The sequence below is a fragment of the Ammoniphilus resinae genome (assembly GCF_017873965.1).
GTDB lineage: Bacteria > Bacillota > Bacilli > Aneurinibacillales > RAOX-1 > Ammoniphilus_A > Ammoniphilus_A resinae.
Map to the genome: position 1 here is coordinate 122,487 of NZ_JAGGKT010000003.1, position 26,300 is coordinate 148,786.

Consider the following 26,300-nt stretch of genomic DNA (forward strand, 5'->3'; position numbering starts at 1 on the left):
GACTACAATTGTAGACGTTTGAGGTAACAATTCGTTCACATTTCGACATAAGTGCTAGAGCAGTTCCATATCGTTTAGGAAAGTTTAAGTTCATTAAAAGTGTAAATTGAACGGAATTTTTCTAACGGCGTGAAAAGCTTCTTCTAAAGATGGATGTTTATTCTTCGAAAGGGCTCCGATATAGAAGCTTTTCTTATATAATTATTCTTTCTTGTACTCACAAGAAATGCTAAACTTGATAGTGTGTCGAGATAGAAACGATGTAACGTTCGAAGGGGTGGAGTTCATGATAAGTCAACTTTCTTGGAAAGTTGGAGGACAGCAAGGAGAAGGGATTGACAGTACCGGCGAGATTTTTGCAATCGCATTAAATCGCAAAGGGTACTATCTGTATGGATACAGACACTTCTCTTCCAGGATTAAAGGTGGACATACTAATAATAAGATTCGTGTTAGCACCAAGCCAGTTCATGCCATTTCTGACGACTTGGATATTTTAGTTGCGTTTGACCAAGAAACAATCGATGTGAATGTACACGAGCTGCGTAAAGGCGGAATCGTGATTGCAGACAGCAAATTTAATCCAACTCTTCCAGAAGGAAAAGATGCCCGTTTATTTAACGTTCCTTTCACTAGCTTGGCTGAGGAACTTGGAACATCTTTGATGAAAAACATGGTTGCCGTTGGTGCATCAATCGCTGTGTTAGGTTTACCAGTTGATTCCTTCACAGAAGTTGTAACAGAACTATTCGGCAGAAAAGGCCAAAAAGTTGTAGATAAAAACATGGAGGCCATTGCTAAGGGTGCCGAATTTATTAATACGGAAGCCGGTGGGAATCTTCCTGAGTTCCAGTTGGAGCCAGCAGATGGTCAGAAGCGTATGTTTATGATCGGTAATGATGCTGTAGCATTAGGTGCTGTTGCTGCTGGGGCACGTTTCATGCCAGCATATCCAATTTCACCTGCATCTGAGATCATGGAATACTTAATCAAGAAGCTTCCACAAGTAGGTGGAACTGTAATTCAAACAGAAGATGAAATCGCTGCGATTACCATGGCGATCGGTGGAAACTTTGCCGGTGTTCGGACTCTAACAGCATCCGCAGGGCCTGGATTGGCATTAATGATGGAAGCCATCGGGTTGGCAGGAATGACAGAAACTCCAGTGGTTATCGTTGATACTCAGCGTGGCGGTCCTTCAACAGGACTTCCTACGAAACAGGAGCAAAGTGACTTGAATTCGATGATTTATGGAACACACGGTGAAATTCCGAAGATTATCTTAGCTCCAAGCACAGCGGAAGAAGCGTTCTACGATACAATCGAAGCATTCAATCTTGCTGAAGAATATCAAGTACCAGTTATTTTGCTAAGTGATTTGCAATTGGCACTAGGTAAACAAACTGTTGAAACACTTGATTACAATAAGATTGAAATCCGTCGCGGAAAATTGGTGGACAAGGAACTTCCAGAAACCGAATCAGGATTGTTTAAACGCTATGAATTAACAGAAGACGGCGTTTCACCTCGCGTAATTCCTGGAATGAAAAATGGAATCCACCATGTAACTGGTGTGGAACACAATGAGGTTGGAAGACCTTCTGAAGATTCAAAGAACCGTATAAACATGATGGATAAGCGTCTAAACAAGATGAATAATCTCAAGACAGCTAACCCAGTTATCATTAATGCTAAACACAACACACCTGATGTACTTATTGTGGGTATGGGATCTAACCGCGGGACGATCGAAGAAGCCATCGAACGCCTTGAAAATGACGGGTTGAAAGTTAATCAATTACATGTTCGTTTGCTATGGCCGTTCCCTGTAGAGGAAATTAAGCCATACGTTGAAAATGCTAAAACCGTCATTGTTGTTGAAAACAACGCAACGGCTCAGTTAGCAAACCAAATTAAGATGCATGTTGGGATGCACGACAAAATTAAATCCGTATTAAAATATGATGGAAATCCATTCTTACCTTCCATTGTTTACAAAGAATGTAAGGAGCTGTTATAGTATGGCAACTTTTAAAGAATTTCGTAATAATGTAAAACCAAACTGGTGCCCGGGTTGTGGGGATTTCACTGTGCAAGCTTCTATTCAGCGTGCTGCTGCTAACGTAGGTTTAGAGCCTGAGAACCTTGCTGTGATTGCTGGTATTGGTTGTTCTGGACGGATTGCAGGATATATTCATTCCTATGGATTCCACGGTGTGCATGGAAGATCCCTTCCAATCGCTCAAGGGGTTAAAATGGCAAACCGTGAATTAACAGTAATCGCATCTGGTGGAGATGGTGATGGTTTTGCCATCGGAATGTCTCACACAATTCATGCTATGCGTAGGAATATCGATATTACCTACATTGTTATGGATAATCAGATCTACGGATTAACCAAAGGTCAGACTTCCCCACGAAGCAGTGCGGGATTTGTGACAAAGAGCACTCCTAAAGGTTCTATAGAGTCTGCTATTTCTCCTATGCAGTTAGCCATATCCTCTGGCGCGACATTTGTTGCTCAGACGATGTCTAGTGATCTTAAGGGGATGACTGAGATCATTGAAAAAGCGATCAATCACAAAGGATTCTCTTTTGTTAACGTATTTAGTCCATGCGTAACTTTTAATAAGATTAATACTTACGATTGGTTTAAAGAACATGTGAAAAGCCTAAGCGAAATTGAAAACTATGATCCAACTAATAAAATTCAAGCAATGCGTGTGTTAATGGAAAATGAAGATCTAGTTAGTGGTATTATTTACCAAAATGAAAACCAAAAGGCTTATGAAGACCTAGTTCCTGGTTTCAAACAAGAAGCTTTAGCAAAACAAGATCTTACATTAGATCCTGCACAGTTTGAAAAATTATGCGCTGAATTTATGTAAGGACAATTAGCTATAAAAAACCACCGATTATTTATCGGTGGTTTTATCTATATTTTTCAAGCCAGTCTTGGAGGTTATACTATGAAATGGATCGTCCTAGGCTTTCAATCTCCTTATCCAGGACCGGGTGGAGGGACTCCAGGATATCTTCTGGAAACTCCTGAGGGCATATGGTTAATTGATTGTGGCAGCGGTGTAATTAGCCAGTTAGGAAAATACATTCATCCTTGGAAAATAGACGGTGTTATTTTATCCCATCTACATAATGATCATATCGTTGACATACCCATCCTTCATTACGCCTTATTAATGGCTAAACGAACAGGAAAACGGACGGAGCGGATGCCTGTTTATAGTCCTTCGATTCCCTCTACCCGTGCGGAGCAACTACATGATGAAGAATTTACAAAAGTAATGTATTATGATCATCAACCTACACTTCCTCTAACAAAAAATTTAATGGTACAGTTCCAAAAAACAGATCACCCGATTGATTGCCATGCAATGAAATTCACTTTTGGTGATAAGACGATATGTTACACAGCAGATACAGGTTTAGAGATGGACTGGTCATTTTTTGGAGAAGGAATGGATTTGTTGGTTATTGAAGGTACCTATCTACATAAGGACTCCCCAAAAGAAAAAAGAGGTCATCTAAGCATTCGAGAAGCTGCACAACTGGCAACAAGATTGCAGGCAAAATGCTGTTTAATTACCCATTTATACCCTGAATATGACCGGAAGGAAATGATGAAAGAGGCACGGGATTTTTACCAAGGAAATCTTTTTCTTGCCGAGATGGGCTTAGAGGTGAGGGTTTAATGTTTCCGCGGATTACAGAGTATGTGCATCAATTAATGAAGGAAAGAGTAAAAGAAGGGGATACATGTATTGATGCAACCATGGGCAATGGTCACGATACTCTATTCTTGGCACATCTTGTTGGGGAGAAAGGGAAGGTCATTGCCTACGATATTCAGGAACAAGCACTAGAAAAAACTCGGGAGCTTCTTATACAAAAAAAACTGCATCATTGTGTGGAATTAAAGCTATGTTCTCATGACAAATTGGAACAATCAATCAAAGCCCCTTCATTGATTATATTTAATTTAGGTTATTTGCCAGGATCAGATAAAAAAGTGACAACCATTGCAAAAACAACGATTCCAGCCATTAAGAGAGCGCTTGAATTAATTTCGGAAGAGGGAATCATTATTGTTGTTGTCTATCCAGGTCATGATTCGGGTAGGATAGAGAAGGAGGAACTTGAAAAATTTACTACAACAATTCCCTATCCACAATACATAGTATTAAAATATGAGTATGTAAATATTGGAAATAACCCACCGTTTATTTTTGCCATTGAAAAAAGAAAAGGGAGATAAAGCTCTCCCTTTATATAGAAACTGCCTAGGTTAGGTTAACTTTTTTTGCATTGGGACCTTTTTTCCTTTGATTCCCTCATAATGTTCGGGGGCGTATTGATTTTGCTGTGATTTGGCTTCACGTGGTCGGGGGCGTCCCTCTGGTTTGTAAAATTCTGTTGCAAATTCAGCCCTTGCAAAATCGCGCTTATTGCGAAAAATATCCTTTGGCATAAAGGCACCTCCTAAGCAGAGTAAGAATATTATCCCCTTATCTATTTGAAAAATTGTCTTGTAAAACCTGGACAGACTAAGAAAAGCCACTACGTAAATAACTAAAGGGTGAGGAAAGAAAATATGGAGAGGAGACGATCCTGTGTGGTTTTCAGCATCTATTCTTTTTCGCGTTGAAACCCTAGACCAGCTTCCCTGTTATTGTGAATCTATTGTCCTCTTTCAGGCAGCTTCAGAGGATCAAGCGCTGCTTTTAGCTGGACAATGGGGAAAAGAATACGAAGATGAAATTCTAGAAACAAATGGAAAAAAAACAAGATGGGTTTATGAAAAGGTGCTTGATGTTTGGGAACTGTTTGATGAGAAGATTGAATCGGGCACCGAAGTATATACCCGTTTTTGGGGAAACCCGCCTTTTATTGAAGAACCCTAGGGACAAATTCGTAAAACATTCAAAGAAAAGGGTGGACGACAATTGGTTTTCCATTTACAATTATACACGGAAAATCATAAGGAGATAAAAGGTGATACATAATGGGGTTATATCAGATATTATTTGAGACAACAGAAGGAAAAACGATTACGGGTCAAATGCTTGCAAATAATTCGGATGAGGCAAGAAAGCGGGCTGAAAAAGACCTTAGTGATAAAAACGGATTAAAAAGGATCGTAGAGGTTAAAGAAGGATAGCCTTTCATGCAGTCACCGTATTTGGTGGCTGCGTTTCGCATTTAACCAACGTAATTGGTATAATGGATATAATGATAATAGAGTCCCTTCGTCCCATCGGGAGGACTGTTGCCATCTGCATGGCAACAATCAAAGGAGTGAGAGATCGATGTCGGAAAAGGATTATAGCAAATACTTCCAAACTACTTATAAACCTGATGAAAAGAAGAAAAAACCAAAGTCTGCAGAAGACGTTGGGTACTCCCAGAAGGAAGCCAAAAGGCGTGGAAAAGAAGAGATTATGGTGGTTAATTTTGACCCCATTCCCGATGAATTGAAAGCTCTCGGTAACGGAAAAACCTACTGTTTAGTCACTTTTGGCTGCCAGATGAATGAACATGATAGTGAAACGATTGCTGGAATTTTGGAAAATATGGGGTACACTTCAACAGAAGATGAAAAATCTGCCGACATTGTGCTTTACAATACTTGTGCTGTTCGGGAAAATGCGGAAGACAAAGTATTCGGTCACCTTGGTGCCTTAAAAGCGGTGAAAATGGAAAGGCCAGATATGATTCTTGGGGTTTGTGGATGTATGTCCCAGGATGAATCGGTTGTTAACCGCATTTTGCAAAAATACCAACATGTTGATTTGATCTTTGGTACTCACAATATTCACCGTCTGCCCATTCTTCTTCGTGATGCCTTATACAGTAAAGAAATGGTGGTTGAGGTTTGGGCAAAGGAAGGCGACGTCATTGAAAACATGCCCAAGGTTCGCGAAGGTGGATTAAAAGCTTGGGTCAATATCATGTATGGTTGTGATAAATTCTGTACCTATTGTATTGTACCTTACACAAGAGGGAAAGAACGCAGCCGGCTTCCTGAAGATGTCATTGCTGAGGTGAGGGACCTGGCTAGACAAGGGTATAAGGAAATTACCCTATTAGGCCAAAATGTAAATGCTTATGGGAAGGATCTAACGGATCGTGAATATCTATTTGGTGACCTAATGGACGATATCCGAAAAATTGACATCCCGCGGGTACGTTTTACTACGAGCCACCCACGCGATTTTGATGACCACCTGATTGAGGTTATAGCAAAGGGTGGAAATCTTGTTGAACATATTCATCTTCCAGTTCAATCTGGGAGTACAGAAGTTCTCAAGAAGATGGCAAGAAAATATAGCCGTGAACAGTATTTGGAATTGGTAAGGAAGATCAAACAGGCGATTCCAGGTGCTGTTCTAACAACAGACATTATTGTCGGGTTCCCTGGGGAGACGGAGGAACAATTCCAGGATACCCTCTCGATTGTTGAAGAAGTTCGCTATGATTCAGCCTATACCTTTATTTATTCTCCGCGCCATGGTACCCCAGCGGCGGGCATGGAGGACGATATTCCTGAGGAAGTCAAAAAGGAAAGATTGCAGCGGTTGATTGAAGTTGTAAATCGGATTGCCCGTGAGAAAAACGAGGAAATGCGCGGACAAATTGTAGAGTTATTGGTGGAGGGAGAGTCCAAAACAAATCCAGATGTCCTTTCCGGTAGAACAAGAGGAAACAAACTTGTCAATTTTGTTGGTCCAAAGGATTGTATTGGTAAGTTTGTTCATGTTAGAATTACAGAGCCGCAAACATGGACCCTAAAAGGGGAATATTTGGCACTTGTGGAGGTTTAATGGGGATGGGAGAAAAAGAACAGGTAATTGATCAAAATGTGATTATAGATAAAGCTAAGGAATTAGCAACTATGATTGCTGAATCTGCAGAAGTAGATTTCTATAAGAAAGCCGAAAAACAAATTTCAGCTCATGCAACAGTTCAGGAAATAATTGAGAAGATCAAGCTAAAGCAAAAGGAAGCCGTGCAGCTTGAACATTTGGGAAGGCAGAATCTGATTAAGAAAGTCGAAGCCGAGATTGATGCTCTCCATGATCAGCTTGATGAAATTCCAATTGTTGCAGAATTTAAGCAAACACAGTTGGATATTAATGATTTGCTACAAATGGTTACAAACGTGATTGCTAATACCGTTTCGGAAAAAATCATTGTATCTACAGGGGGCGACCCACTTACTGGAGAGACCGGTTATCCGAAGAATCGGACAAACAATGGCTCTGATTGCTGTGGTCACTAATAGATCAAAAATTGAATAGGTTTAATCCAAAGCTGTAGGTCATGATAGTATTTTGTGATCTTCAGCTTTTTTTGTTTGGCATTTTCACCCTAGACGAATGACCTGCATAGGCTATAAGTAAACATAGATAAGATTCTTTGTTTGAGGAGTACGTTTGTGTTTTGACATTTGAAGAGGGAAGAATGCGAATGCACCCTAGACGAATGACCTGCATACAAATGTACTGAATAGCAGTATGGAGGAGGTAAAATTATGCCGAGTACAGATACAGAAATGCAGTGCCGTGAAATTATAACAAAAGCGGTCTGCGGAAAAGGTCGTAAAGTATCCCTTAGAACGCATACGATTACACCTAAGCAAAAGCCATCCAATATCCTTGGATGCTGGATCATCAATCACTCCTTCGATGCAAACAAGGTAGGTGATGTGATCGAGGTTGCGGGATCTTACGACGTTCAAATATGGGTGTCCTTCAATAAGAATACGGACACTGCAGTCATTAAGGAAAATGTTTCATTTGTGGAGAATGTGCCATTGTCTTTCTTCGATAACAACTGCCGAGGAAAGCTGGAAGTGCACGCTCAGGCATTACAACAACCGAATTGTCTTGAAGCGAAGATTTCGGGAACTGGAGATTCCATCTTAGTAAAAGTGGAGAGCGAATTTGCAGTTGAGGTTGTTGGAGAAACAAAGCTTTGTGTTGTAATTTGTGATAGCTGCCACGATGATGAAAAAGACGTAGATTTCGAAGATCTAGAAGATTTCGATGATTTTGATGACCTTGATGACAATATCATTGACGACCTTGATTAATAGATGAATGGGGGGAATAACCCCCTTTTTCTTTTCTATCTTTCGTCTATGAGAAAGGAAGAGTTCTATGTCATCATTCTTGTTGTATTCTAAGTCAAGCACACCGACATCTTTATTGCCCTTATTAAAAATGCCGCGAGGGACTGTTCCACCGCGAGAAGGCGCTCAAGTAGTCATTCAATGGGGAGCAAACTATTTCTCTTCGCAGGACCCTTCCACACATGTTTTAAATGGGGAAGAGGGACTTCATAATGTTTCATCAAGACGAACAATGATGGATATGATCAAGTGGAATGGCATTCCGACGATAGAATCTACTCCTAAAGTGTCTACCATTCGAAGATATTTTGTCGCTGTATTCCAGCAGGAGGAACTGGCTCTTTTTCGGGCGAGAGGGAAAAAAGTTTGGATGAATGATCAATTGTCGGTTAATACCGATGACACCTACGAGGAAATTGAAATGAATCGTGCAATCCGCGAGATTCGCCGGGTATTGCAATATGCGGTAAGAAGCATATATACCGTTGGGTTGGATTTCGGAGGGGTACTTATTGGCGTTGGCATTAATGGAGCACTTAAAGTCATTGATATCACTCCCACGCCCAAGTTGACAGAGGCTCTCGCTGCGAAATTTTCCGGGGCCTTTGAATCCTATATAAGTGAAGTGCAAAAGCGGCCCTCTCAAACGGTCATGCTTGGTGCCGATCCGGAGTTTGTTTTGCGAAATAAAACAACGGGGAAAATGGTGTTAGCCTCTCAGTTCTTTGGTAAGAAAGGGAGAGTTGGTTGTGATCAAATTTGGATTCGCAGTGACCAAACGAGGACACAGCTTCCACTGGCCGAATTAAGGCCACTTCCATCCAGGGACCCTCGCCAACTCACTTTTAATCTGTATAAGACGATGTTGATGGCAGAAAGAAAAATTAGTCATACAGGCATCGAATGGCTAGCTGGAGGGATGCCGATGAAAGGGTATCCCATTGGAGGACATATTCATTTTAGTCAAACTACGCTCAATACAAGGTTTCTTCGAGCCCTAGACAACTATCTGGCGCTCCCTGTCATGCTATTGGAAAGTGACCATTCATTAAGCAGGAGGCCCAAGTATGGCTTTCTCGGAGATTTTCGCAGGCAATTCCACGGCGGATTTGAATACCGGTCTTTACCCAGCTGGATCGTTTCTCCTCGCGTTACTAAAGGAGTTTTTGCCTTGGCTAAATTAATTGCCCTGTCTTATTCAGAGCTATCCTATTTTCCAACCTTAAGTTCTTCGATCCAAGAGGCCTTTTACAATGGCGATAAAAGAAAAATATTAAGTATTGTAAAAAACTTATGGAGCAACCTGGAACAATTAAAGGAATATGAAAATCATCGTCAATTTTTAAATCCATTCCGCGATATAGTGCTTAAAGCGGAGGAATGGGATGAATTCCAGGATATTCGACAAGCTTGGCGGATTCCACCCTTTGGCGCTAAAAAAGTGACAACGATATGATATAATAAATGCTATTAATAGTTGAAGCCAATCCAAACAAGTTATCCTATGCAATGATTGGTCAACCTAAGCAGGAGAGGACATGAATGGCGAAATATACTCCAATGATGGAACAATATTTATCAATAAAGGCAGAGTATCCGGATGCCTTTCTTTTTTTTAGATTAGGAGATTTCTATGAACTCTTCTTTGAAGATGCAGTACTTGCTGCACGTGAGCTAGAGATCACCTTAACGGGACGGGAAGCAGGGACAGAGGAACGAATTCCAATGTGTGGCGTTCCTTATCATTCAGTGGATACCTATTTTCACACATTGCTTGCAAAAGGGTATAAAATTGCTATCTGTGAGCAGGTTGAAGATCCAAAAACAGCGAAAGGAGTTGTCCGCAGAGAAGTCATCCGTGTTTTAACGCCAGGAACAGTGATGGAGGGCAATATGCTCTCAGATCGAGAAAACAATTTCCTTGTTGCTGGTATTGCTGAAGAAGATGGCTTTTCCCTAGCGGCATGTGATATCTCTACCGGGCAATTTTACGGGGCCGTATTTCAAACGATAGAGCAGCTTGCTGCAGAAATTATGTCGTACAACCCGAAGGAAATTTTGCTGAAGCAAGGAACTGGATCAATTACATTACAAGAACGTTGCGTGGCTATGGGGTCCTCTAATATTCAAGTGATCACTGATGAGCAGCGGCCTACTGCTGGGTTGTCATCTCAGTTGATCGATGGTGATCTTTCCGCATCACTGAAAATGGCGAGTCAAATGCTGTTAGATTATCTTAAGGATACTCAGAAGAGAAATTTGGATCATCTTCAGCCGTTAGAGGTTTATCTAACTGAACAATATATGGTCCTAGATCCTTTTACCAAGAAGAATTTGGAATTAATGGAAACCTTGATTGACAAATCGAAAAAGGGCTCGCTTCTTTGGTATTTGGATCAAACGGTAACGGCGCTTGGGGCGAGAATGATTCGGAGTTGGGTAGACAAGCCTCTACTGGGCAAAGAGGAAATTCAAAATAGGCTAATTGCCGTTGGATTTTTAAAGGATCAATGGATGGTTCGTGAGGAGTTGCGTGAACTTCTAAAATCAGTTTATGATATTGAGCGATTGGCAGGAAGAATTTCGTTCGGTAACGCTAATGCGAAAGATCTGGTCAATTTAAAACGTTCTTTGGAGGTCATTCCCCTTCTTAAAAAGTTGATCTTGAAGGCAGAAACTGAGGCACCTGGTTTGCTTAAGCAAATGGCTGAAACCATGGATGGCTGCCAAGATCTAGTCGAATTAATCGAACAAGCGATTGTTAATGATCCGCCATTATCTGTTAAAGAAGGTGGATTAATCAAGGAAGGCTATGATGGTTACTTAGATAAGCTGAAAACAGTAAGCCGGGATGGCAAGCAGTGGATTTCTGCCCTGGAAAAGAAGGAACGGGAAGAGACAGGAATTAAATCGCTTAAGGTCGGATACAATCGTGTATTTGGTTATTATATAGAAGTAACAAAGGCAAACCTCGGTTCTTTACCGGAAGGTAAATATGAGAGAAAACAAACCCTTGCCAATGCGGAACGATTTATCACCCCGGAGTTAAAGGAGCAGGAAGCATTAATTCTGGAAGCAGAAGAGAAGTTGACAGAGCTTGAGTATCAAATATTCTCTGAACTACGTCAGCAGATAGCACGTTTTGTGACGAGACTGCAAAGGGCTGCAAAACAGATCGCTACCTTTGACGCATTGGCTTCATTGGCACAAGTGGCCCAGGAGTGCGGTCTGGTTCGTCCTACACTGCAAGATGATGGTGTGCTATATATCCGAGAAGGTCGGCATCCGGTTGTGGAAAAGGTTTTAGTCGATCAACCATTTATCGCTAACGATACTCACTTAGACTGTGACACACAGAGAATTGTTCTGCTTACCGGTCCGAATATGGCGGGGAAAAGTACATATATGAGGCAAGTTGCTTTAATTGTGATTATGGCACAAATAGGCAGTTTTGTACCCGCAGAATCGGCAACCATTTCCCTGACAGATCGAATTTTCACCCGTATAGGTGCGGCTGACGATCTAGTCGGTGGACAAAGCACTTTCATGGTAGAGATGAAAGATATTGAAACGATGACGACACAGGCCAGCAAACAAAGTTTGGTGATTATTGATGAAATTGGAAGAGGGACATCGACACATGACGGGATGTCGATTGCCCAGGCAGTTATTGAATTTCTACATGATGAAGTAGGCTGTAAATCCATTGTGTCTACCCACTACCACGAGCTTGCGGTGCTAGAAGATATGCTGCAAGGTCTGAAGAACTTTCACATGGCTGTTCAGGAACAAAAGGATAATATCGTTTTTCTGCGTAAATTAAAACAGGGTTCAACGAGTGAAAGTTATGGGATATACTGTGCGCAGTTAGCAGGGCTGCCAGAAAAGATTATTAACCGCTCCGGTGAACTGCTGAAAGGATATAAAGAAAAGGGTCCCGTAGAACAGTCGTCTGGCCTAGTTAATTCCTTTGTTCAAGAGCCGATCCAGCTAGATTTATTTGCAACCAGTTCGAAGGAAAAGGAGAAAACAATAGATACAACGGTTAAAAAGCTAGAGAAGATCACCCAGGAAGTTAAAAGTATAGATCTTATTAATATGACTCCCCTTGCAGCAATGAATTATTTATTTGAACTAAAACAGAAACTGCAAAAGCTGTAATGGTTAGGGAAGTGGAATGGGAGGGGAAAACAAATGGGGATCATCCAAATTCTTGATGACAGGCTTGCCAATTTAATTGCTGCTGGAGAAGTAGTTGAAAGGCCGGCATCGGTCGTGAAAGAGTTGGTTGAAAACGCAATAGATGCCGGTAGTAGCCAAATAGAAGTCCATATTGAAGAAGGCGGATTACGGCTAATACGGGTAGTAGACAATGGGATCGGGATGACTGCCGACGACTGTGAAATGGCATTTGAAAGACATGCAACGAGTAAAATACGACAAGATCGTGACTTGTTTCAAATTCGCACACTGGGGTTTCGCGGCGAAGCGCTGCCAAGTATTGCCTCTGTGTCCAAGGTTGACTTGAGCAGCTGTACAGGAAATGGGATTCCAGGATTAAAAATGAGTTTTGATGGTGGAAAAAAACTAGATAAGCAAACAGTGGCCCTTCCGAAAGGAACAGAAATCCATGTGAAGGATTTATTCTTTAATACCCCAGCTCGCTTAAAGTACTTGAAGAGTATGAATACAGAGGTTGGACATGTTGCTGATTATATGAATCGTCTTGCTTTAAGCTATCCTGATATTTCATTCCTTTTTACCTCCGAGGGGAAGACCCTGCTTAAAACTTATGGTGATGGTCAGCTGCTGCACGTCATTGCTTCGGTTTATGGAACATCGATAGCCAAGGAGATGCTTTTACTAGAAGCAGAGGATCTTGATTTTAAAGTATATGGATACATAGGGAATCCGCAAATCACAAGGGCAAACCGTGGGTACCTTTCTACTCTGATAAACGGTCGTTATGTCAAAAGCCATTCATTGAACGGAGCGGTCCTTAGAGGATACCACACACTTCTGCCCATCAATCGTTATCCAATCGTTGTTTTGCAGTTCGAGATGGAGCCATCTCTGCTGGATGTTAACGTTCATCCTGCTAAGCTAGAGGTGAAATTCAGCAAGGAACAAGAATTGCTTCAATTGGTAGAAACGGCAGTGCGGGATCGGCTTCGTCAGCAACGATTAATTCCGGAACCGGCCCGGCCACAACCAAAGGTCAACACGGTCCAGACAAGGATGGAATGGGGGTATTCTCGTCCCACCCAACAGCCCTTTACACCAACGAATTCCAATGTTTTAACAACAAATTGGGAAGTCAGGGAAAGGGAAGATATATCTATTCCGCAAGTGGATTACAAAGAAGTGAAGGAAATGGAGGCGCCCATTCCACCTGATGCAAATGAGGGTGTGGAACAAGACCAGCCCGTCAACGCCCACGAAGAGACGAAATCGAAGACCTCCGAAAACCAGGTCCCTCTTTTCTATCCACTGGCACAATTGCATGGGACATACATCCTAGCCCAGAGTGAGGATGGGCTATTCATTATCGACCAGCATGCGGCCCAGGAACGGATCTTTTATGAATATTTTTTAGGTAAGTTAAGTGATGAAACGATCGAACTTCAGGAGCTCCTTATTCCGATATCGATTGAGTTACCTGTGCAGGAAACAAAACAAATTCAGGATAAACTTTCTTTATTTCAACAGATTGGATTGGAACTGGAACCTTTTGGGCTGCATACATTTAGGATCCGTTCGCATCCGAGATGGTTTGTGGCAGGAGAAGAGGAAGCGATTATTCACGAAATGGTTGACATGGTCATTCGGGGAGAGCAAAAAATAGACACCGTCAAAATCCGGGAAAAAGCCGCCATTATGATGTCCTGTAAAGCGGCTATTAAAGCAAACCGTCATCTTAATCATTTGGAAATGGAAGCCCTACTTAACAAATTAAGAGAAACGACTTCGCCTTATACTTGTCCACATGGAAGGCCAATCATTATTCATTTTTCAACTTATGATATTGAAAAGATGTTTAAACGTGTGATGTAGATTTTGCCTTCTGAAATTTTTTTATTAAAATAGTAGATAAAACATAAGTCTTGGAGAAAAACAAATGATTGTCACTACCTCGCAGAAGGTTAATGATATGTTGCTTACAAAAGCAAAAAACATTGCAGTTGAGCTTTCCGTACCCTTCGTAGAGCGCGATGGAAGATCCATTGAGTCACTCTATCGGATCTGGAATGAAGAGCGGGTTTTGGTCGTTTCTTCAGGGGGAATCAAATGGCATATAAAAGGTGCCAATCAACCTTTATTTTTCCATCCTGGATTATCTGTAGTCCGTATAAAGCGCTTATTGCGCGGCGATAATGATATAATGATCCAGACATGCCAATTGATGCCAGGAAATTCCTTTTTAGATTGTACACTGGGACTGGCAGCAGATTCCATTGTTGCTTCCTTTATTGTTGGGGAAAAAGGGAAAGTGGTCGGTTTGGAGTCTGAGCCGATGATTGCCTATCTTGTCGCGGAAGGGTTAAAAGAAATTCAGTTGTTTCCGGAATTGGACCAGGCAGCTAGAAGAATTTCTGTATCTTCCGGAGATCATCTACTACAGCTTTCTCAGATGCGTGATAACAGTTTTGATGTTGTCTATTTTGACCCAATGTTTCGCCACGGGACCCAGCAATCTTCATCACTTCAGTCATTGCGTCAATTCGCCAATTGGGCCCCTTTAACAATGGCAGCAATTGATGAGGCAAAAAGAGTGGCTAAAAGAAGAGTGGTTCTTAAGGAAAAAAAGGATAGTGGGGAGTTCGATCGATTGGGCTTTTCCATTATTGTTCGGGAACATATGGATGTTGCCTACGGAGTGATAGAGAAATAAGGGGGGCAACCTATGAAAGAAAAACTGCTGGTATTGGTAGGCCCAACTGCTGTTGGGAAGACCGCGCTTAGTGTTAAGTTAGCCCATTCCTTGGATGGAGAGGTGATATCAGGTGACTCTATTCAGGTTTACAAGGGGATGGATATTGGGACAGCTAAGATCACTGTAGAAGAGATGGACGGGATTGTCCACCATTTGATTGACATTCTTGAGCCAGATGAAACTTTTTCCGTCAATGAATTTCAGAAACATTCGAGACGGTTAATCACGGAGATTAATCAGCGTGGAAAACTGCCGATGATTGTTGGCGGCACAGGACTTTATATCCAATCTGTTATCTATGATTACCAGTTTTCAAAGGCAAGTCAAAACCAAGAGCTGCGCGATCAATTGGAAGCCTTTGCAGCGTGTGAGGGTAAGGAGGCACTGCACAAGCGCTTAGCGGAGATTGATCCAGTGACAGCCAGTCGTCTTCACCCAAACGATGTTAAAAGAATTGTGCGGGCGATCGAAATTTATCAGCAAACAGGGACAAGCATGGCTGAATATCAGCAAAGATCAAGCGTTTCACCTTATCAATTATGTTTAATTGGTTTAACGATGGAGCGCAGTCAGCTCTATGAACGGATTAACCATAGAGTGGACCTGATGATTGAACAAGGGTTGATTGAAGAAGTGCAATCGTTGCTAAAACGTGGTTACAATTTGTCATACAGCTCCATGCAGGCGATTGGTTACAAAGAGATTATAGCTTATTTGGAAGGTAACCTATCTAAAGAGGAATCCATTGAATTGCTGAAGAAGAATAGTCGTCATTTTGCCAAAAGGCAACTCACATGGTTTCGCTCGATGAAGGAGATTCATTGGTTTGAAGTAGCAGCTAGTTCTAATGGAGCAGAACTTGTCGAAAATATTAGAAGTTTTGCAGAAGGAATGCTTATGCCTCATGGCGAATAAAATTTATAAGATATAAATAGAGGAGGTACAACCCACCATGGCAAATTCCATCAATATTCAGGATACATTTCTCAACCACTTAAGAAAGGATAATGTTCCTGTTACGATTTACCTTGTAAACGGATTTCAATTACGAGGATTAATTAAGGCTTTCGATAATTTCACGATCGTTATTGACAGCGAAGGCAAGCAGCAACTTGTTTATAAGCATGCGATTTCTACTTTTCTTCCACAGCGTCCTGTTTCCCTAATGCCTGACAATGAATAAGCCAATATATCTTTTTAGCCGGAGGGGTTTTTCTCCGGCTTTTCTACTCTTTTCCCCCACTCTTTTCCCCTAATCCACTAATCTTGACATGTTCTTTTTTTCATTTATACTCTTTAATATACTTTGTTATTCAACTAGTCCCTTTTACCATTTTGAAAAAAAGTATTTGACAATGTATCGCCTCCGTAGTAAATTTATAACATCTTAAAAATCCAATTTAATTTATAGGATTTGTTTCTTATCTAGAGAGGTGGAGGGACTGGCCCGATGAAACCCGGCAGCGGATCTTTGTTTGCAAAGATACTGTGCCAATTCCAACAGGAATGAATTTTCCTGGCAGATAAGAGAGCAGTCTGACGATAGATATTGTCATGCCCTCTTTTTCTGTGAAAAAGAGGGTGTTTTTATTTAGCCAAGGGCCCTGGTTAAATTGACACATGCTCTCACAAAAATGAAAACATTAAAACAGAAAGTTTAATTAACAAACTAGCCTTGAGGGAGAGGATGAAGATGAAAAAGTGGTTTAATGTATTTGCAACATCGATATTAGCAATTTCTTTACTAACAGCATGTGGCAGTGCCGGGGATAAAACAACGGAAGCAAGTGGCAGTGGACAAGAGGAAGGCGCAACAGCAACTCTTAAAGTGGGTGTTACATCAGGTCCACATGAAGAAGTTATGGAAAAGGTAAAGGAAGTAGCTGCGAAAGATGGACTTAATATAGAAATTGTTCCCTTCAATGATTATATTCAACCAAACAAATCCTTGGCAGAAGGAGAATTGGACGCCAACAGCTTTCAACACCAACCGTTTCTTGACCAGTTTAAAGAAGATCATCAATTGGATTTAGTAGGGATTGCCAATACAATTAATTTAACAATGGGCATCTATTCGACTAAAATTAAAGATGTGAAGGATTTGAAGGAAGGCGATGTCCTTGGCTTACCGAATGATCCGACGAATGGAGCGCGAGCCTTGCAGTTATTCGAATTGGCTGGACTCATAAAGCTTAAAGATGGGGTTGGGGTGAAGGCAACTGTTCGTGATATTGTCGAAAATCCTAAAAACCTTCAATTCAAAGAGCTTGAGGCTGCCTTTATTCCGCAAGCGCTAGATGATTTGTCAGCGGCAGCCATCAACGGGAACTATGCCGTGGAGCAAGGGCTCATTCCTACGGAAGATGCTATTTTCACCGAGCCGAAGGATTCACCTTGGGTCAACCTGATTGCTGTCCGCACGGAAGAAAAGGATCGGGAAGAATTCAAAAGGCTTGTGAATGCTTACCATTCTGATGAAGTGAAAAAGTTTATTGATGAGCGGTTTAAGGGATCCATTGTAGCTTCCTGGTAGACCCTTGTATGGTTTATTAAGGATTTGGAAATCCTTTGAGAAAAAAGCTTGATCATAAAAGTGCCAAAATGGAAATGGAATAAAGGAAGGGGGTCTCCTTTTGTTGGAGGCCTTTTCTTTTCGGATATGACCGATAGGATGGAGGAAGGTATGGATGATTTCAATCAAAAATTTATATAAAACCTATGATCAAGGGGGTCGAAAGGTTGAAGCTGTAAAAGACGTCCACATTGAAATAGGAAAGGGAGAAATATTTGGTGTGATTGGTTTTAGCGGCGCTGGAAAAAGCACTCTCATCCGCTGTGTAAACTTGCTTGAAACCCCAACCAGTGGATCCGTCAAAATAAATGGGGTTGAAATGACTGAGCTTACAGATCCTGAATTGCGCCAGGCACGCCGAAAAATAGGAATGATTTTCCAACATTTTAATTTATTGACATCAAGTACAGTGTTTGATAACGTAGCAGCTCCCCTTCGCTTGGTCGGAATTTCGAAAGAACAAATAAAAAAACGGGTAGACGAATTGTTGGGGTTAGTGGGACTAGCAGATAAAGGCGGATTTTATCCGTCACAGTTATCTGGTGGACAGAAGCAGCGTGTAGCTATTGCACGTGCTTTAGCGAATGAACCGGAAATACTGCTCTGTGATGAAGCGACTTCAGCCTTGGACCCGCAAACTACAGATTCAATTCTAGAACTTTTGTTAGATATTAATAAACGATTCCAAATTACAATTATGTTGATTACACATGAAATGCACGTCATCAAAAAAATTTGTGATCGGGTTGCGGTGATGGAAAATGGGCGGGTTGTAGAGCAGGGAACTGTTTTAGATATATTCTCCAATCCGCAAACCCAGACTACCAAAAACTTCATTAAAAATGTTTTTGATATTCAATTACCGGAGAATTTGCAACGGAAATTCAGACAGCAACAGCCTGGTGGAGAAATCATTCGGGTGTCTTTTGTTGGAGAGGCTACTTCCGAACCCATTTTCGCGGAATTAACCACACGGTTTCCATTGCGCCCAAATATTCTTTTTGGAAATATAACACAAATTAAAGAAACAACGTTTGGCAGCCTTATTCTTCAATTAACAGGAGATTCTGTAACGATTCAGCAAGGATTGCAATATTTGAAGGAACAAGGCTTGCGTGTGGAGGTGCTTGAGGATGTTGAATAGTTTTGTGGAAAATTTTGATTTATACTGGGTTGCTATTGTTGAAACCTGGTGGATGGTTGCTTATTCTTTGGTGATCGCTACAGTTATTGGGTTGCCTTTAGGGGTGCTTTTAGTTGTTACACGTCCAAATCATATCTATGAAAATCGCCTCTTTTATACTATTCTAAATGTAGTGATTAATATTTTGCGTTCTATTCCCTTTATCATTTTAATGGTTGCCATTATCCCTTTCACGAAAAGCATTGTTGGTACAGCAATAGGGATTAAGGGGGCGATCGTTCCTTTAGTTGTCTATACTGCTCCATACATTGCCCGCCTAATGGAGTCTGCCTTGCTTGAAGTGGATGCTGGAATTATTGAGGCCTTTCAAGCGATGGGTGCAACACGAAGGCAAATTGTGTTTCAAGTCATGTTGAAGGAAGCTCGCCCTGCTATTTCCTTAGGATTGACCATTGCTACCATCGGTCTGATTGGTGCAACCGCCATGGCAGGGGTAATCGGTGCAGGTGGTCTAGGGGACCTAGCCATCCGATATGGATATCAACGTTGGCAGCTTGATGTGATGGCTGGAACTGTCATTATTTTAGTTATTATTGTGCAAGGGGTGCAATCTCTTGGGAATTTTGTTGCTAAACGGTTGAGAAAACAATAGAAGAGGGATGTAATATGAAAATCGAAGCAGCTGATGTTATTAAAGGGCTTCCTACGCAATTTTTTTCGACCTTGGTGCGGAAAGTGGGGAAGGTTGCAGAAGCAGGTCATGACATTATTAATTTAGGTCAAGGGAATCCAGATCAACCAACCCCCGCCCATATCGTGGAAGCAGCACAAAAGGCTGTGGCAGATCCTTTGCACCATAAATATCCTCCTTTCCAGGGGAGGATTGAGCTAAAGGAAGCCGTAGCAGAATGGTATAAAAACGAATTTCAGGTTACGTTGGACCCGGGACGTGAAGTGGCCATTGTTTTCGGTGGCAAGACTGGTTTAATTGAGGTCAGTCAGTGTCTTTTAAATCCAGGGGACATTTGTCTTGTTCCTGATCCTGGTTATCCAGACTACTGGTCAGGGGTAGCGATGGCCGGGGGACGTATGTCCTTTATGCCACTGCTTAAAGAAAATCAATTCTTGCCGGATTTTTCGAAGATTCCTTCTAAGGAACTGGGGAAAGCAAAATTAATGTTTTTGAACTACCCGAATAACCCCACAGCAACAACGGCCCCTCTATCTTTTTTTGAGAATACCGTTCGCTTTGCCAAGGAGAATAACATCGTTATTTGCCATGATTTCGCTTATGGAAAGATCGGCTTTGACGGTCAAAAACCAGCGAGCTTTCTCCAGGCGGAAGGAGCTAAAGAGGTAGGTGTAGAGGTATATACCCTTTCAAAAACATATAATATGGCGGGCTGGCGAGTAGGATTTGTGATTGGTAATGAAGAGGTAGTACGACTTATTAATTTATTGCAAGACCATCTTTTTGTCAGCTTGTTTGGAGCCGTTCAAATGGCCTCGGCACATGCCCTTACTGCATCACAGGACTGTGTCCGGGAATTGGTCGGAATCTATGAAAAGAGAAGAAACGTGTTTTTTGATGGTTTGCGGCAGATCGGTTGGCACGCCGAGCCCTCTCAAGGATCTTTCTTTGGCTGGCTACCCGTTCCCGAAGGTTTCACTTCTGTCAGTCTAGCTGACTACCTTTTAGAACACGCTCATCTCGTGGTCGCTCCAGGCGTTGGGTTTGGGGATCACGGTGAAGGGTATGTTAGAGTTGGTTTATTGACGACGGAACAACGGTTGGAAGAAGCGGTTGCGCGGATCGATGCGTTAAAATTATTTCGGTAGTAGGGCATAAGATTGGGAATAGGCCTTATCTAGCTTACCAAGACCAAAATGACCTTTGGGAAATGTGAAAATGGTCTTCATCGGGGGTATGAAGACCAAAATGACCTTTGAAAATTACGAAAATGGTCTTCATAACCTCGATGAAGACCAAACTACCTCTCAGGAGTTGGGAGAATGGTCTTTAAGCGGGATTTCCCCTATTTATTATTGAGATGTCAAAAATTGCAGCAAATTTTTCCTCTTATTTCCGCTGAAGCCCTTCGTTGTCATCTTCCTGTTCTGGTAAAAAATTACAGTCCTCACAAATCCAATACGTACCAATCTCTTTTCCCTCATGTAATTTTCCGCAATCGTTGCATGTTATCATCATTAAGCCTCCTTTCAGTATCGGTTTTCCTCAATTATCAATTATTATTCCCTCTTCAATGCCCTTTTTATCTTTGTATGAAACTATTTTTTGGAAAAATCGTATAGTAAAATAGGAAGTAGCAAAATTAGAAAGGAATTGATACATTTGGATCGGAAGGCTTCCCTTATTGTCGTTCATGCGAGTGCTTTTTTCGCCCCTATCCTAGTCCCCATCATTTTCATGTTTATAACGAAAGATCCTGACGTGAAAAGCAATGCGATTCAAGCTCTATTATTCCATCTGATTCTTGGATTCTGTTTCTTTATTTCTTTCGTCTTGTCATTTGTACTTATTGGTCTTCCCTTGTTAGTGTTCTTTGGTGTGGTTGCCGTTTGGTATCCGATCAAAGGAATCGTATATGCTGCTCAGGACAGTCAATATAGTTACCCAATTGTGGGAAAATGGGTTTCTTAAACGTAAAAAGAGGAAAGTTTTTGTCATCCTCTGCATATAGATATAAAGGTCAGAACAAGGATGAGGTATATGGAGGGATTTCTCATGTATGTAGGTGTATTTGACCTCAGAAACAGACTAGAGCAAACGAGGAAACTATTGAAGGATAAAATCCATTTGCGGGAAATGCTGGAAGAGGACATTAAGGAATTAGAGCAATCGGTGAAAGATCTCGAGGGCATGCTAAACAAAACTGAAAAAACGGTGCTCGTATAGCGAGCTTGGCATAAGGCCTCTCTAATAGGAGAGGCCTTATTTCAGCCGGTTACTTTCAAATCTTTTTTAAATCCTGTACAATATAATTTGGAATGGATGTCTCTGGCAGGAGGAATTGCAGTGGACAACAGAAATTGGGATACCTTTTTAATCCCATACGAACAGGCTGTGGAAGAACTAAAAATCAAGTTTAAAGGGATACGAAAGGAATTTAAGAAGAGAGAAGAATATTCGCCCATTGAATTTGTTACAGGAAGGGTCAAGAGAATATCGAGTATCTTCGATAAGGCGAAACGCCTTAATGTTTCCATGGAGGAAATCGATACGGGAATCGAGGATATTGCAGGGATTCGAATCATGTGCCAGTTTGTAGATGATATCTACAAGGTTAGGGATTTGATATTGCAAAGAGATCAAAAGGACATGACCATTGTTTATGAAAAGGATTATGTAAATCATAAAAAGGAAAGCGGTTATCGCAGTCATCATATTATTATTAAATATCCGGTTCAAACTTCGATTGGGCAAAGAGTGATCCTTGCTGAAATCCAGATTCGGACGTTAGCGATGAATTTTTGGGCAACGATTGAGCATTCATTAAACTATAAATATGCACAAAATATACCCCCGCGGATTAGGGAACGCCTAGCCAAAGCTGCCGAGGCTGCCTATGAACTGGATCAGGAGATGTCCCTGATTCGGGAGGAAGTGATGGAAGCACAGCAGGAATTTGAGACGAAGTCACAATTGGTAACAAATATCTTAAGAGGGATTCAAAAACTGTATTCATATGGGAATGTTACAGAAGCTGACCGATTCTATCAGAGTTTTAAAGAAATTTGGGATTCCGGAAAAGTTTCACAGCTGGGTCACCTAGCTGATCGGATCCGTATCGCAATCGAAGCTTCCGTTTCATCTAGAGGGCAATAAGCGTTGCTCTCTTTTTTCTTGATCACAAGAAAATCTCCTCGAAGGAGGAGAAAAAACAAAGGTTATGAGTTATATTAATATATGCAGGTATAGATACAAATTGACAGAAAAATTTGCTTTTAGCACCAAAAGATAAAGGGCTCGACAACTGGGCTAGATGATATAAAATAAATAGTGGATGTTATATCTCCAAAAACGAAGGAAATGATTGTTTCTAAGTATAAAGGAGTCGGACTATGTATCATAGAAAACAAACCAGACCTGTAAAGGTTGGAAATGTGACAATTGGTGGCAGTGATGAAATCGTTATTCAAAGCATGACAACGACGAAAACGGCAGATGTGAAGGCAACTGTAGAACAGATTCATAGACTGGAAGAAGCAGGCTGTCAAATTGTACGGGTTACAGTGAACAACATGGAGGCCGCGGAAGCGATCAAAGAGATCAAAAAACAGATCCAGATCCCACTTGTATCGGATATTCATTTTGATTATAAATTGGCAATAAAAGCGATTGAAAATGGGATTGACAAAGTTAGAATAAATCCGGGTAATATCGGCAAAAGAGAAAAGGTCCAAGAGGTGGTTAAAGCCTGTAAGGAACGGGGAGTTCCCATCCGGATTGGGGTCAATGCCGGTTCTCTGGAAAAGCATCTACTAGAAAAATATGGTTACCCAACTGCAGATGCGATGGTGGAAAGTGCGCTCCACCATATTCAAATTTTAGAGGATTTGGATTTCCACGATATTATCGTATCCTTGAAGGCATCTGACGTGCCCTTGGCTATTTCAGCTTATATGAAGGCGGCTTCAGCTTTTGCTTATCCTCTTCACCTTGGGATTACTGAAGCGGGTACCCTATTCTCAGGAACCATTAAGAGTGCAGCAGGACTTGGGGCACTCTTAGCCCAAGGCATTGGATCTACTATCCGAATTTCTTTAAGTGCGGATCCGGTAGAAGAAATTAAAGTATGCCGCGAATTGCTAAAGACATTTGGGCTTGTTTCTAATGCGGCAACCTTAATTTCCTGCCCGACATGTGGACGGATAGAAATAGACCTATTTTCCGTTGCCAATGAAATAGAAGATTATATTGCAGGGTTGAAGGCGCCTATTAAAGTAGCTGTGTTAGGATGTGCAGTAAATGGACCTGGGGAGGCAAGGGAAGCCGATATCGGAATTGCCGGTGCAAGGGGAGAAGGGCTGCTCTTCCGACACGGGGAGATAGTGCGGAAAATCCCGGAAGAGAATTTGGTAGAAGAGTTAAAGAAAGAAATTGATGCCTTAGCAGAAGAGTACCATCGGACCGGGGTATTGCCTAGACGCCATTAAATAATGAACAATGGAAGGTTGTGGCGTGTAAATGAAAAAAAAGAAAACGAAGCCTCTTACGGAGGCTTCAAAAAGACCAAGCCAGGAAAAAGGGGCTAGCCTGGCAGACCTTTTGAATGATCAAGTTACAGATCAACTAAAGAAATTGAAAAAGGACAAGGAACAAGAATATCGTCAAAAGCAAGAAGAGGAAACCGCTAGAAGAATTTTTGAGGCTCAGCAGAGAGAGAAAAACAAATCCTTTGAAGAATTGCTTCAGGAAAGCAATCTAGATTGGAAAAAGTTTAAATAGACAAAGACAAAGGATATTTAAATAGATGAAATGTGGAGGAAATATAATGACTGCAAAGGTACTCAAAAAGAAATTGCAGGATGGAGAATGTGTATATGGAACATGGGTGAGAATTCCTGCACCCGTGACTGTTGAAGTGCTTGGCAGTGCTGGATTAGACTTTTTACATATTGATCTTGAACATAGTTCCATTGATTTACCGATGTTAGATTCCATGGTGTTGGCTGGATACAGCCAAGGGATTCCCTTAGCTGTTCGAACCGCTTCGCAGAATCCCGCAGATATGTATCGAATCCAGGATATAGGCATCACTTCCCTAATGCTCCCGCGGATTGAAACGGCAGAGCAATGTTCCCATTTGCTTTCGGGAATTCGTTATGCACCTGCCGGGGTAAGAGGACTTGGCGGAGCTGTTCGAGCGAATCGCTGGGGCGCTATCTCTCTGGAGGAACATCTAAAAGAAGCGGAAGAAGAGACCATTGTTATTGTACAGATTGAATCGCAAAAGGGTCTGGATAATATGGAGGAAATTCTGGATGTACCGGGAATTGACGTTTTATATATCGGTCCATTCGATCTTTCTCAAGCTTTAGGGTATACAGGTCAAGTAACGCATCCAAAGGTACAAGAAACCATTCTTGCCATGATCCAGTCAATCCGTAAGCGTGGAATTGCCGTAGGAATTCATGTGTCAACAGAAGAAGAGGCAAAATATTGGGCTGAGCAAGGTGTTCAATATTTTACTATTAGTATGGATATTGCATTTTTACGTTCAGGTGCAGCTTCTTTGGTCGCAAGTCTAAAGTAGGGATCGTTAGAATAATATATAAAAAACGCTTGTACTGAAGGAGAGGATCACCATGCTTCTTCAATTTATGATTAGTATTACACTCTTATCATTTTTATTTCTTTGGATTTTAGACGGATCAAGGAAACAGCTGTATGATTTAGAAAAGGAACTTTCGGAAGTTAATTTTTTAGATCGAATTAATAAAGAAAAATACTTGGAGGAAGTGGGTTATAATGTATTGGGTGACCCATGGTAACCATCTTCCTGCGATAATCTTTTTTCGACTATGCTTCCAAGTATAGTCGTTTTCATTTTCAGCGCATTTTTGCGAATAATAAAGAAAGCTTGTCTTAGAAAGAAGGGAATTGGTTTGAATACGGAAACACGTTGTTTTGCGGTAATAAGCAGAGGAGACCCCATTTCTGAAGTAAAAAGAGAATTAGCCATCCGAACGTTAGAAAGAGCGGGGTTTGTCTATCAAGCAGAGGAACCGGAAATCATCCTTGCAATTGGCGGAGATGGGACCGTTCTGCAGGCTTTTCATACCTATAAACACCGATTGGAATTGTCTGGATTTATCGCATATAATACTGGTCATTTAGGTTTCTATTCTGACTGGGATGATCTAGATGCTTTGCTGCAGGCAATCATTGAAGGGCATCTTATTACAGTATCTTATCCATTAGTTGAAGTTCATGTACATAGTCATGAGGGACAAACCTCTTTTCTCGCCTTAAACGATTTTACTATCAAGGGTGTAAAAGGTTCGGTTCAAATCAATGTTTGTTTAAATCAGCATCTATTTGAATCATTTAAAGGAGATGGCTTGTGTGTTTCTTCACCCTCTGGGAGTACAGGGTACAATAAAAGTCTTGGTGGGGCGATTGTCCATCCGTCCTTGGAGATGATTCAACTAAGTGAAATGGCTTCGATTAACAATCGAGTCTATCGCACCATCGGGTCATCACTTGTTATTCCCAAGCATCACGTATTAAAACTAATGCCAGAAAGAGATTCGTATATTTATACCGTAGACCATGAATCTTATTTTACAGATACAATACAGGAAGTTCGCTGCAATGTGGCAAAAGAAAAAATTCAATTTTATCGCTGTCGGACTTTTCCATTCTGGAACAGGGTAAAAGAAGCATTTATTTCCACCGATTAGTTCTGGCATGTGCCTTAAAAATTTTTTTAAGAATGGGAGAAAATCAGCGAAAAACTCAGCAAATTGGGTTAGA

Annotated in this window: 30 protein-coding genes and 1 riboswitch; of the genes, 28 read left to right on the forward strand and 2 right to left on the reverse strand. The window is 41.3% G+C overall.

The window, feature by feature from the left end:
- The first annotated feature begins 286 nt into the window (after positions 1 to 286).
- From J2Z37_RS07685 to mnmM, 4 genes are all read left to right on the forward strand, one after another.
- Positions 287 to 2,020, forward strand: a complete 1,734-nt coding sequence (locus J2Z37_RS07685) for a 2-oxoacid:acceptor oxidoreductase subunit alpha (protein ID WP_209809666.1) — start codon at positions 287 to 289, stop codon at positions 2,018 to 2,020.
- A 1-nt stretch (position 2,021) separates the two neighbouring features.
- Entirely contained in the window at positions 2,022 to 2,888 is an 867-nt protein-coding gene (locus J2Z37_RS07690; RefSeq protein ID WP_209809667.1) for a 2-oxoacid:ferredoxin oxidoreductase subunit beta, read from the forward strand.
- An 81-nt stretch (positions 2,889 to 2,969) separates the two neighbouring features.
- Positions 2,970 to 3,710: an MBL fold metallo-hydrolase gene (locus J2Z37_RS07695; RefSeq protein ID WP_209809668.1), complete on the forward strand. Its 741-nt coding sequence runs from the start codon at positions 2,970 to 2,972 to the stop codon at positions 3,708 to 3,710.
- A complete protein-coding gene (gene mnmM, locus J2Z37_RS07700; RefSeq protein WP_209809669.1) occupies positions 3,710 to 4,273 on the forward strand; it encodes a tRNA 5-(aminomethyl)-2-thiouridylate-methyltransferase MnmM in 564 nt (187 codons plus the stop codon). The genes J2Z37_RS07695 and mnmM overlap by 1 nt, the downstream gene beginning before the upstream one ends.
- 30 nt (positions 4,274 to 4,303) lie before the next feature.
- Here the strand turns inward: mnmM and J2Z37_RS07705 are convergent, their stop codons facing one another.
- Positions 4,304 to 4,486, reverse strand: a complete 183-nt coding sequence (locus J2Z37_RS07705) for a hypothetical protein (RefSeq protein WP_209809670.1) — start codon at positions 4,484 to 4,486, stop codon at positions 4,304 to 4,306.
- Positions 4,487 to 4,628: 142 nt separating this feature from the next.
- Here J2Z37_RS07705 and J2Z37_RS07710 point away from each other — a divergent pair, with 142 nt between their 5' ends.
- The 16 genes from J2Z37_RS07710 (at position 4,629) to J2Z37_RS25775 (ending at position 20,849) form a co-directional block, all read left to right on the forward strand.
- Complete coding sequence (locus tag J2Z37_RS07710) at positions 4,629 to 4,919, forward strand: DUF4288 domain-containing protein (RefSeq protein WP_209809671.1); 291 nt, start codon at positions 4,629 to 4,631, stop codon at positions 4,917 to 4,919.
- A gap of 101 nt (positions 4,920 to 5,020) precedes the next feature.
- Positions 5,021 to 5,176 carry a hypothetical protein gene (locus J2Z37_RS07715; protein WP_209809672.1) on the forward strand — a complete coding sequence of 52 codons (156 nt, stop codon included), beginning with the start codon at positions 5,021 to 5,023 and terminating at the stop codon, positions 5,174 to 5,176.
- Positions 5,177 to 5,324: 148 nt separating this feature from the next.
- Positions 5,325 to 6,839, forward strand: coding sequence for a tRNA (N6-isopentenyl adenosine(37)-C2)-methylthiotransferase MiaB (gene miaB, locus J2Z37_RS07720; protein ID WP_209809673.1), 1,515 nt, complete (start codon positions 5,325 to 5,327; stop codon positions 6,837 to 6,839).
- A gap of 5 nt (positions 6,840 to 6,844) precedes the next feature.
- Positions 6,845 to 7,297, forward strand: coding sequence for a YlbF/YmcA family competence regulator (locus tag J2Z37_RS07725; RefSeq protein ID WP_209809674.1), 453 nt, complete (start codon positions 6,845 to 6,847; stop codon positions 7,295 to 7,297).
- Positions 7,298 to 7,549: 252 nt separating this feature from the next.
- Positions 7,550 to 8,110 (forward strand): outer spore coat protein CotE, encoded by a 561-nt coding sequence (gene cotE, locus J2Z37_RS07730; RefSeq protein WP_209809675.1) that lies wholly within the window; start codon positions 7,550 to 7,552, stop codon positions 8,108 to 8,110.
- A gap of 130 nt (positions 8,111 to 8,240) precedes the next feature.
- A complete protein-coding gene (locus J2Z37_RS07735) occupies positions 8,241 to 9,605 on the forward strand; it encodes a putative amidoligase domain-containing protein (RefSeq protein ID WP_209809676.1) in 1,365 nt (454 codons plus the stop codon).
- An 86-nt stretch (positions 9,606 to 9,691) separates the two neighbouring features.
- Positions 9,692 to 12,310, forward strand: coding sequence for a DNA mismatch repair protein MutS (mutS, locus tag J2Z37_RS07740; protein ID WP_209809677.1), 2,619 nt, complete (start codon positions 9,692 to 9,694; stop codon positions 12,308 to 12,310).
- 33 nt (positions 12,311 to 12,343) lie between these two features.
- On the forward strand, positions 12,344 to 14,203 hold the full coding sequence (mutL, locus tag J2Z37_RS07745) for a DNA mismatch repair endonuclease MutL (RefSeq protein WP_209809678.1): 1,860 nt from the start codon (positions 12,344 to 12,346) through the stop codon (positions 14,201 to 14,203).
- A 64-nt stretch (positions 14,204 to 14,267) separates the two neighbouring features.
- Positions 14,268 to 15,041, forward strand: a complete 774-nt coding sequence (locus J2Z37_RS07750; protein WP_209809679.1) for a class I SAM-dependent methyltransferase — start codon at positions 14,268 to 14,270, stop codon at positions 15,039 to 15,041.
- A gap of 12 nt (positions 15,042 to 15,053) precedes the next feature.
- Positions 15,054 to 15,998 (forward strand): tRNA (adenosine(37)-N6)-dimethylallyltransferase MiaA, encoded by a 945-nt coding sequence (miaA, locus tag J2Z37_RS07755; RefSeq protein ID WP_209809680.1) that lies wholly within the window; start codon positions 15,054 to 15,056, stop codon positions 15,996 to 15,998.
- A 37-nt stretch (positions 15,999 to 16,035) separates the two neighbouring features.
- Entirely contained in the window at positions 16,036 to 16,266 is a 231-nt protein-coding gene (gene hfq / locus J2Z37_RS07760; RefSeq protein ID WP_209809681.1) for an RNA chaperone Hfq, read from the forward strand.
- Between the two features lie 235 nt (positions 16,267 to 16,501).
- A riboswitch (SAM riboswitch) is annotated at positions 16,502 to 16,613 on the forward strand.
- Between the two features lie 163 nt (positions 16,614 to 16,776).
- A complete protein-coding gene (locus J2Z37_RS07765) occupies positions 16,777 to 17,616 on the forward strand; it encodes a MetQ/NlpA family ABC transporter substrate-binding protein (RefSeq protein WP_209809682.1) in 840 nt (279 codons plus the stop codon).
- A 154-nt stretch (positions 17,617 to 17,770) separates the two neighbouring features.
- Positions 17,771 to 18,799: a methionine ABC transporter ATP-binding protein gene (locus tag J2Z37_RS07770; RefSeq protein ID WP_209809683.1), complete on the forward strand. Its 1,029-nt coding sequence runs from the start codon at positions 17,771 to 17,773 to the stop codon at positions 18,797 to 18,799.
- Positions 18,789 to 19,451: a methionine ABC transporter permease gene (locus J2Z37_RS07775; RefSeq protein WP_209809684.1), complete on the forward strand. Its 663-nt coding sequence runs from the start codon at positions 18,789 to 18,791 to the stop codon at positions 19,449 to 19,451. Before J2Z37_RS07770 ends, J2Z37_RS07775 begins: the two co-directional genes overlap by 11 nt.
- 14 nt (positions 19,452 to 19,465) lie before the next feature.
- Positions 19,466 to 20,638: a pyridoxal phosphate-dependent aminotransferase gene (locus tag J2Z37_RS07780; RefSeq protein ID WP_209809685.1), complete on the forward strand. Its 1,173-nt coding sequence runs from the start codon at positions 19,466 to 19,468 to the stop codon at positions 20,636 to 20,638.
- An 88-nt stretch (positions 20,639 to 20,726) separates the two neighbouring features.
- Positions 20,727 to 20,849, forward strand: coding sequence for a hypothetical protein (locus tag J2Z37_RS25775; RefSeq protein ID WP_280922178.1), 123 nt, complete (start codon positions 20,727 to 20,729; stop codon positions 20,847 to 20,849).
- A 30-nt stretch (positions 20,850 to 20,879) separates the two neighbouring features.
- Here the strand turns inward: J2Z37_RS25775 and J2Z37_RS25780 are convergent, their stop codons facing one another.
- Complete coding sequence (locus J2Z37_RS25780) at positions 20,880 to 21,005, reverse strand: hypothetical protein (protein WP_280922179.1); 126 nt, start codon at positions 21,003 to 21,005, stop codon at positions 20,880 to 20,882.
- A gap of 147 nt (positions 21,006 to 21,152) precedes the next feature.
- Here J2Z37_RS25780 and J2Z37_RS07785 point away from each other — a divergent pair, with 147 nt between their 5' ends.
- The 8 genes from J2Z37_RS07785 to J2Z37_RS07820 all read left to right on the forward strand — a co-directional run bounded on the left by J2Z37_RS07785 (position 21,153) and on the right by J2Z37_RS07820 (position 26,227).
- Positions 21,153 to 21,461 carry a DUF4870 domain-containing protein gene (locus J2Z37_RS07785; protein WP_209809830.1) on the forward strand — a complete coding sequence of 103 codons (309 nt, stop codon included), beginning with the start codon at positions 21,153 to 21,155 and terminating at the stop codon, positions 21,459 to 21,461.
- Between the two features lie 84 nt (positions 21,462 to 21,545).
- A complete protein-coding gene (locus J2Z37_RS07790; protein ID WP_209809686.1) occupies positions 21,546 to 21,716 on the forward strand; it encodes a hypothetical protein in 171 nt (56 codons plus the stop codon).
- A 120-nt stretch (positions 21,717 to 21,836) separates the two neighbouring features.
- Positions 21,837 to 22,646 (forward strand): GTP diphosphokinase, encoded by an 810-nt coding sequence (gene yjbM / locus J2Z37_RS07795; protein ID WP_209809687.1) that lies wholly within the window; start codon positions 21,837 to 21,839, stop codon positions 22,644 to 22,646.
- A gap of 236 nt (positions 22,647 to 22,882) precedes the next feature.
- Positions 22,883 to 23,977 (forward strand): flavodoxin-dependent (E)-4-hydroxy-3-methylbut-2-enyl-diphosphate synthase, encoded by a 1,095-nt coding sequence (ispG, locus tag J2Z37_RS07800; protein ID WP_209809688.1) that lies wholly within the window; start codon positions 22,883 to 22,885, stop codon positions 23,975 to 23,977.
- Positions 23,978 to 24,008: 31 nt separating this feature from the next.
- Positions 24,009 to 24,269 (forward strand): YqkE family protein, encoded by a 261-nt coding sequence (locus J2Z37_RS07805; RefSeq protein ID WP_209809689.1) that lies wholly within the window; start codon positions 24,009 to 24,011, stop codon positions 24,267 to 24,269.
- 46 nt (positions 24,270 to 24,315) lie between these two features.
- A complete protein-coding gene (locus J2Z37_RS07810; RefSeq protein ID WP_209809690.1) occupies positions 24,316 to 25,077 on the forward strand; it encodes an HpcH/HpaI aldolase family protein in 762 nt (253 codons plus the stop codon).
- Between the two features lie 52 nt (positions 25,078 to 25,129).
- Positions 25,130 to 25,315: a hypothetical protein gene (locus tag J2Z37_RS07815; protein WP_209809691.1), complete on the forward strand. Its 186-nt coding sequence runs from the start codon at positions 25,130 to 25,132 to the stop codon at positions 25,313 to 25,315.
- Positions 25,316 to 25,429: 114 nt separating this feature from the next.
- Complete coding sequence (locus J2Z37_RS07820; RefSeq protein ID WP_245203653.1) at positions 25,430 to 26,227, forward strand: NAD kinase; 798 nt, start codon at positions 25,430 to 25,432, stop codon at positions 26,225 to 26,227.
- Positions 26,228 to 26,300: the final 73 nt, after the last annotated feature.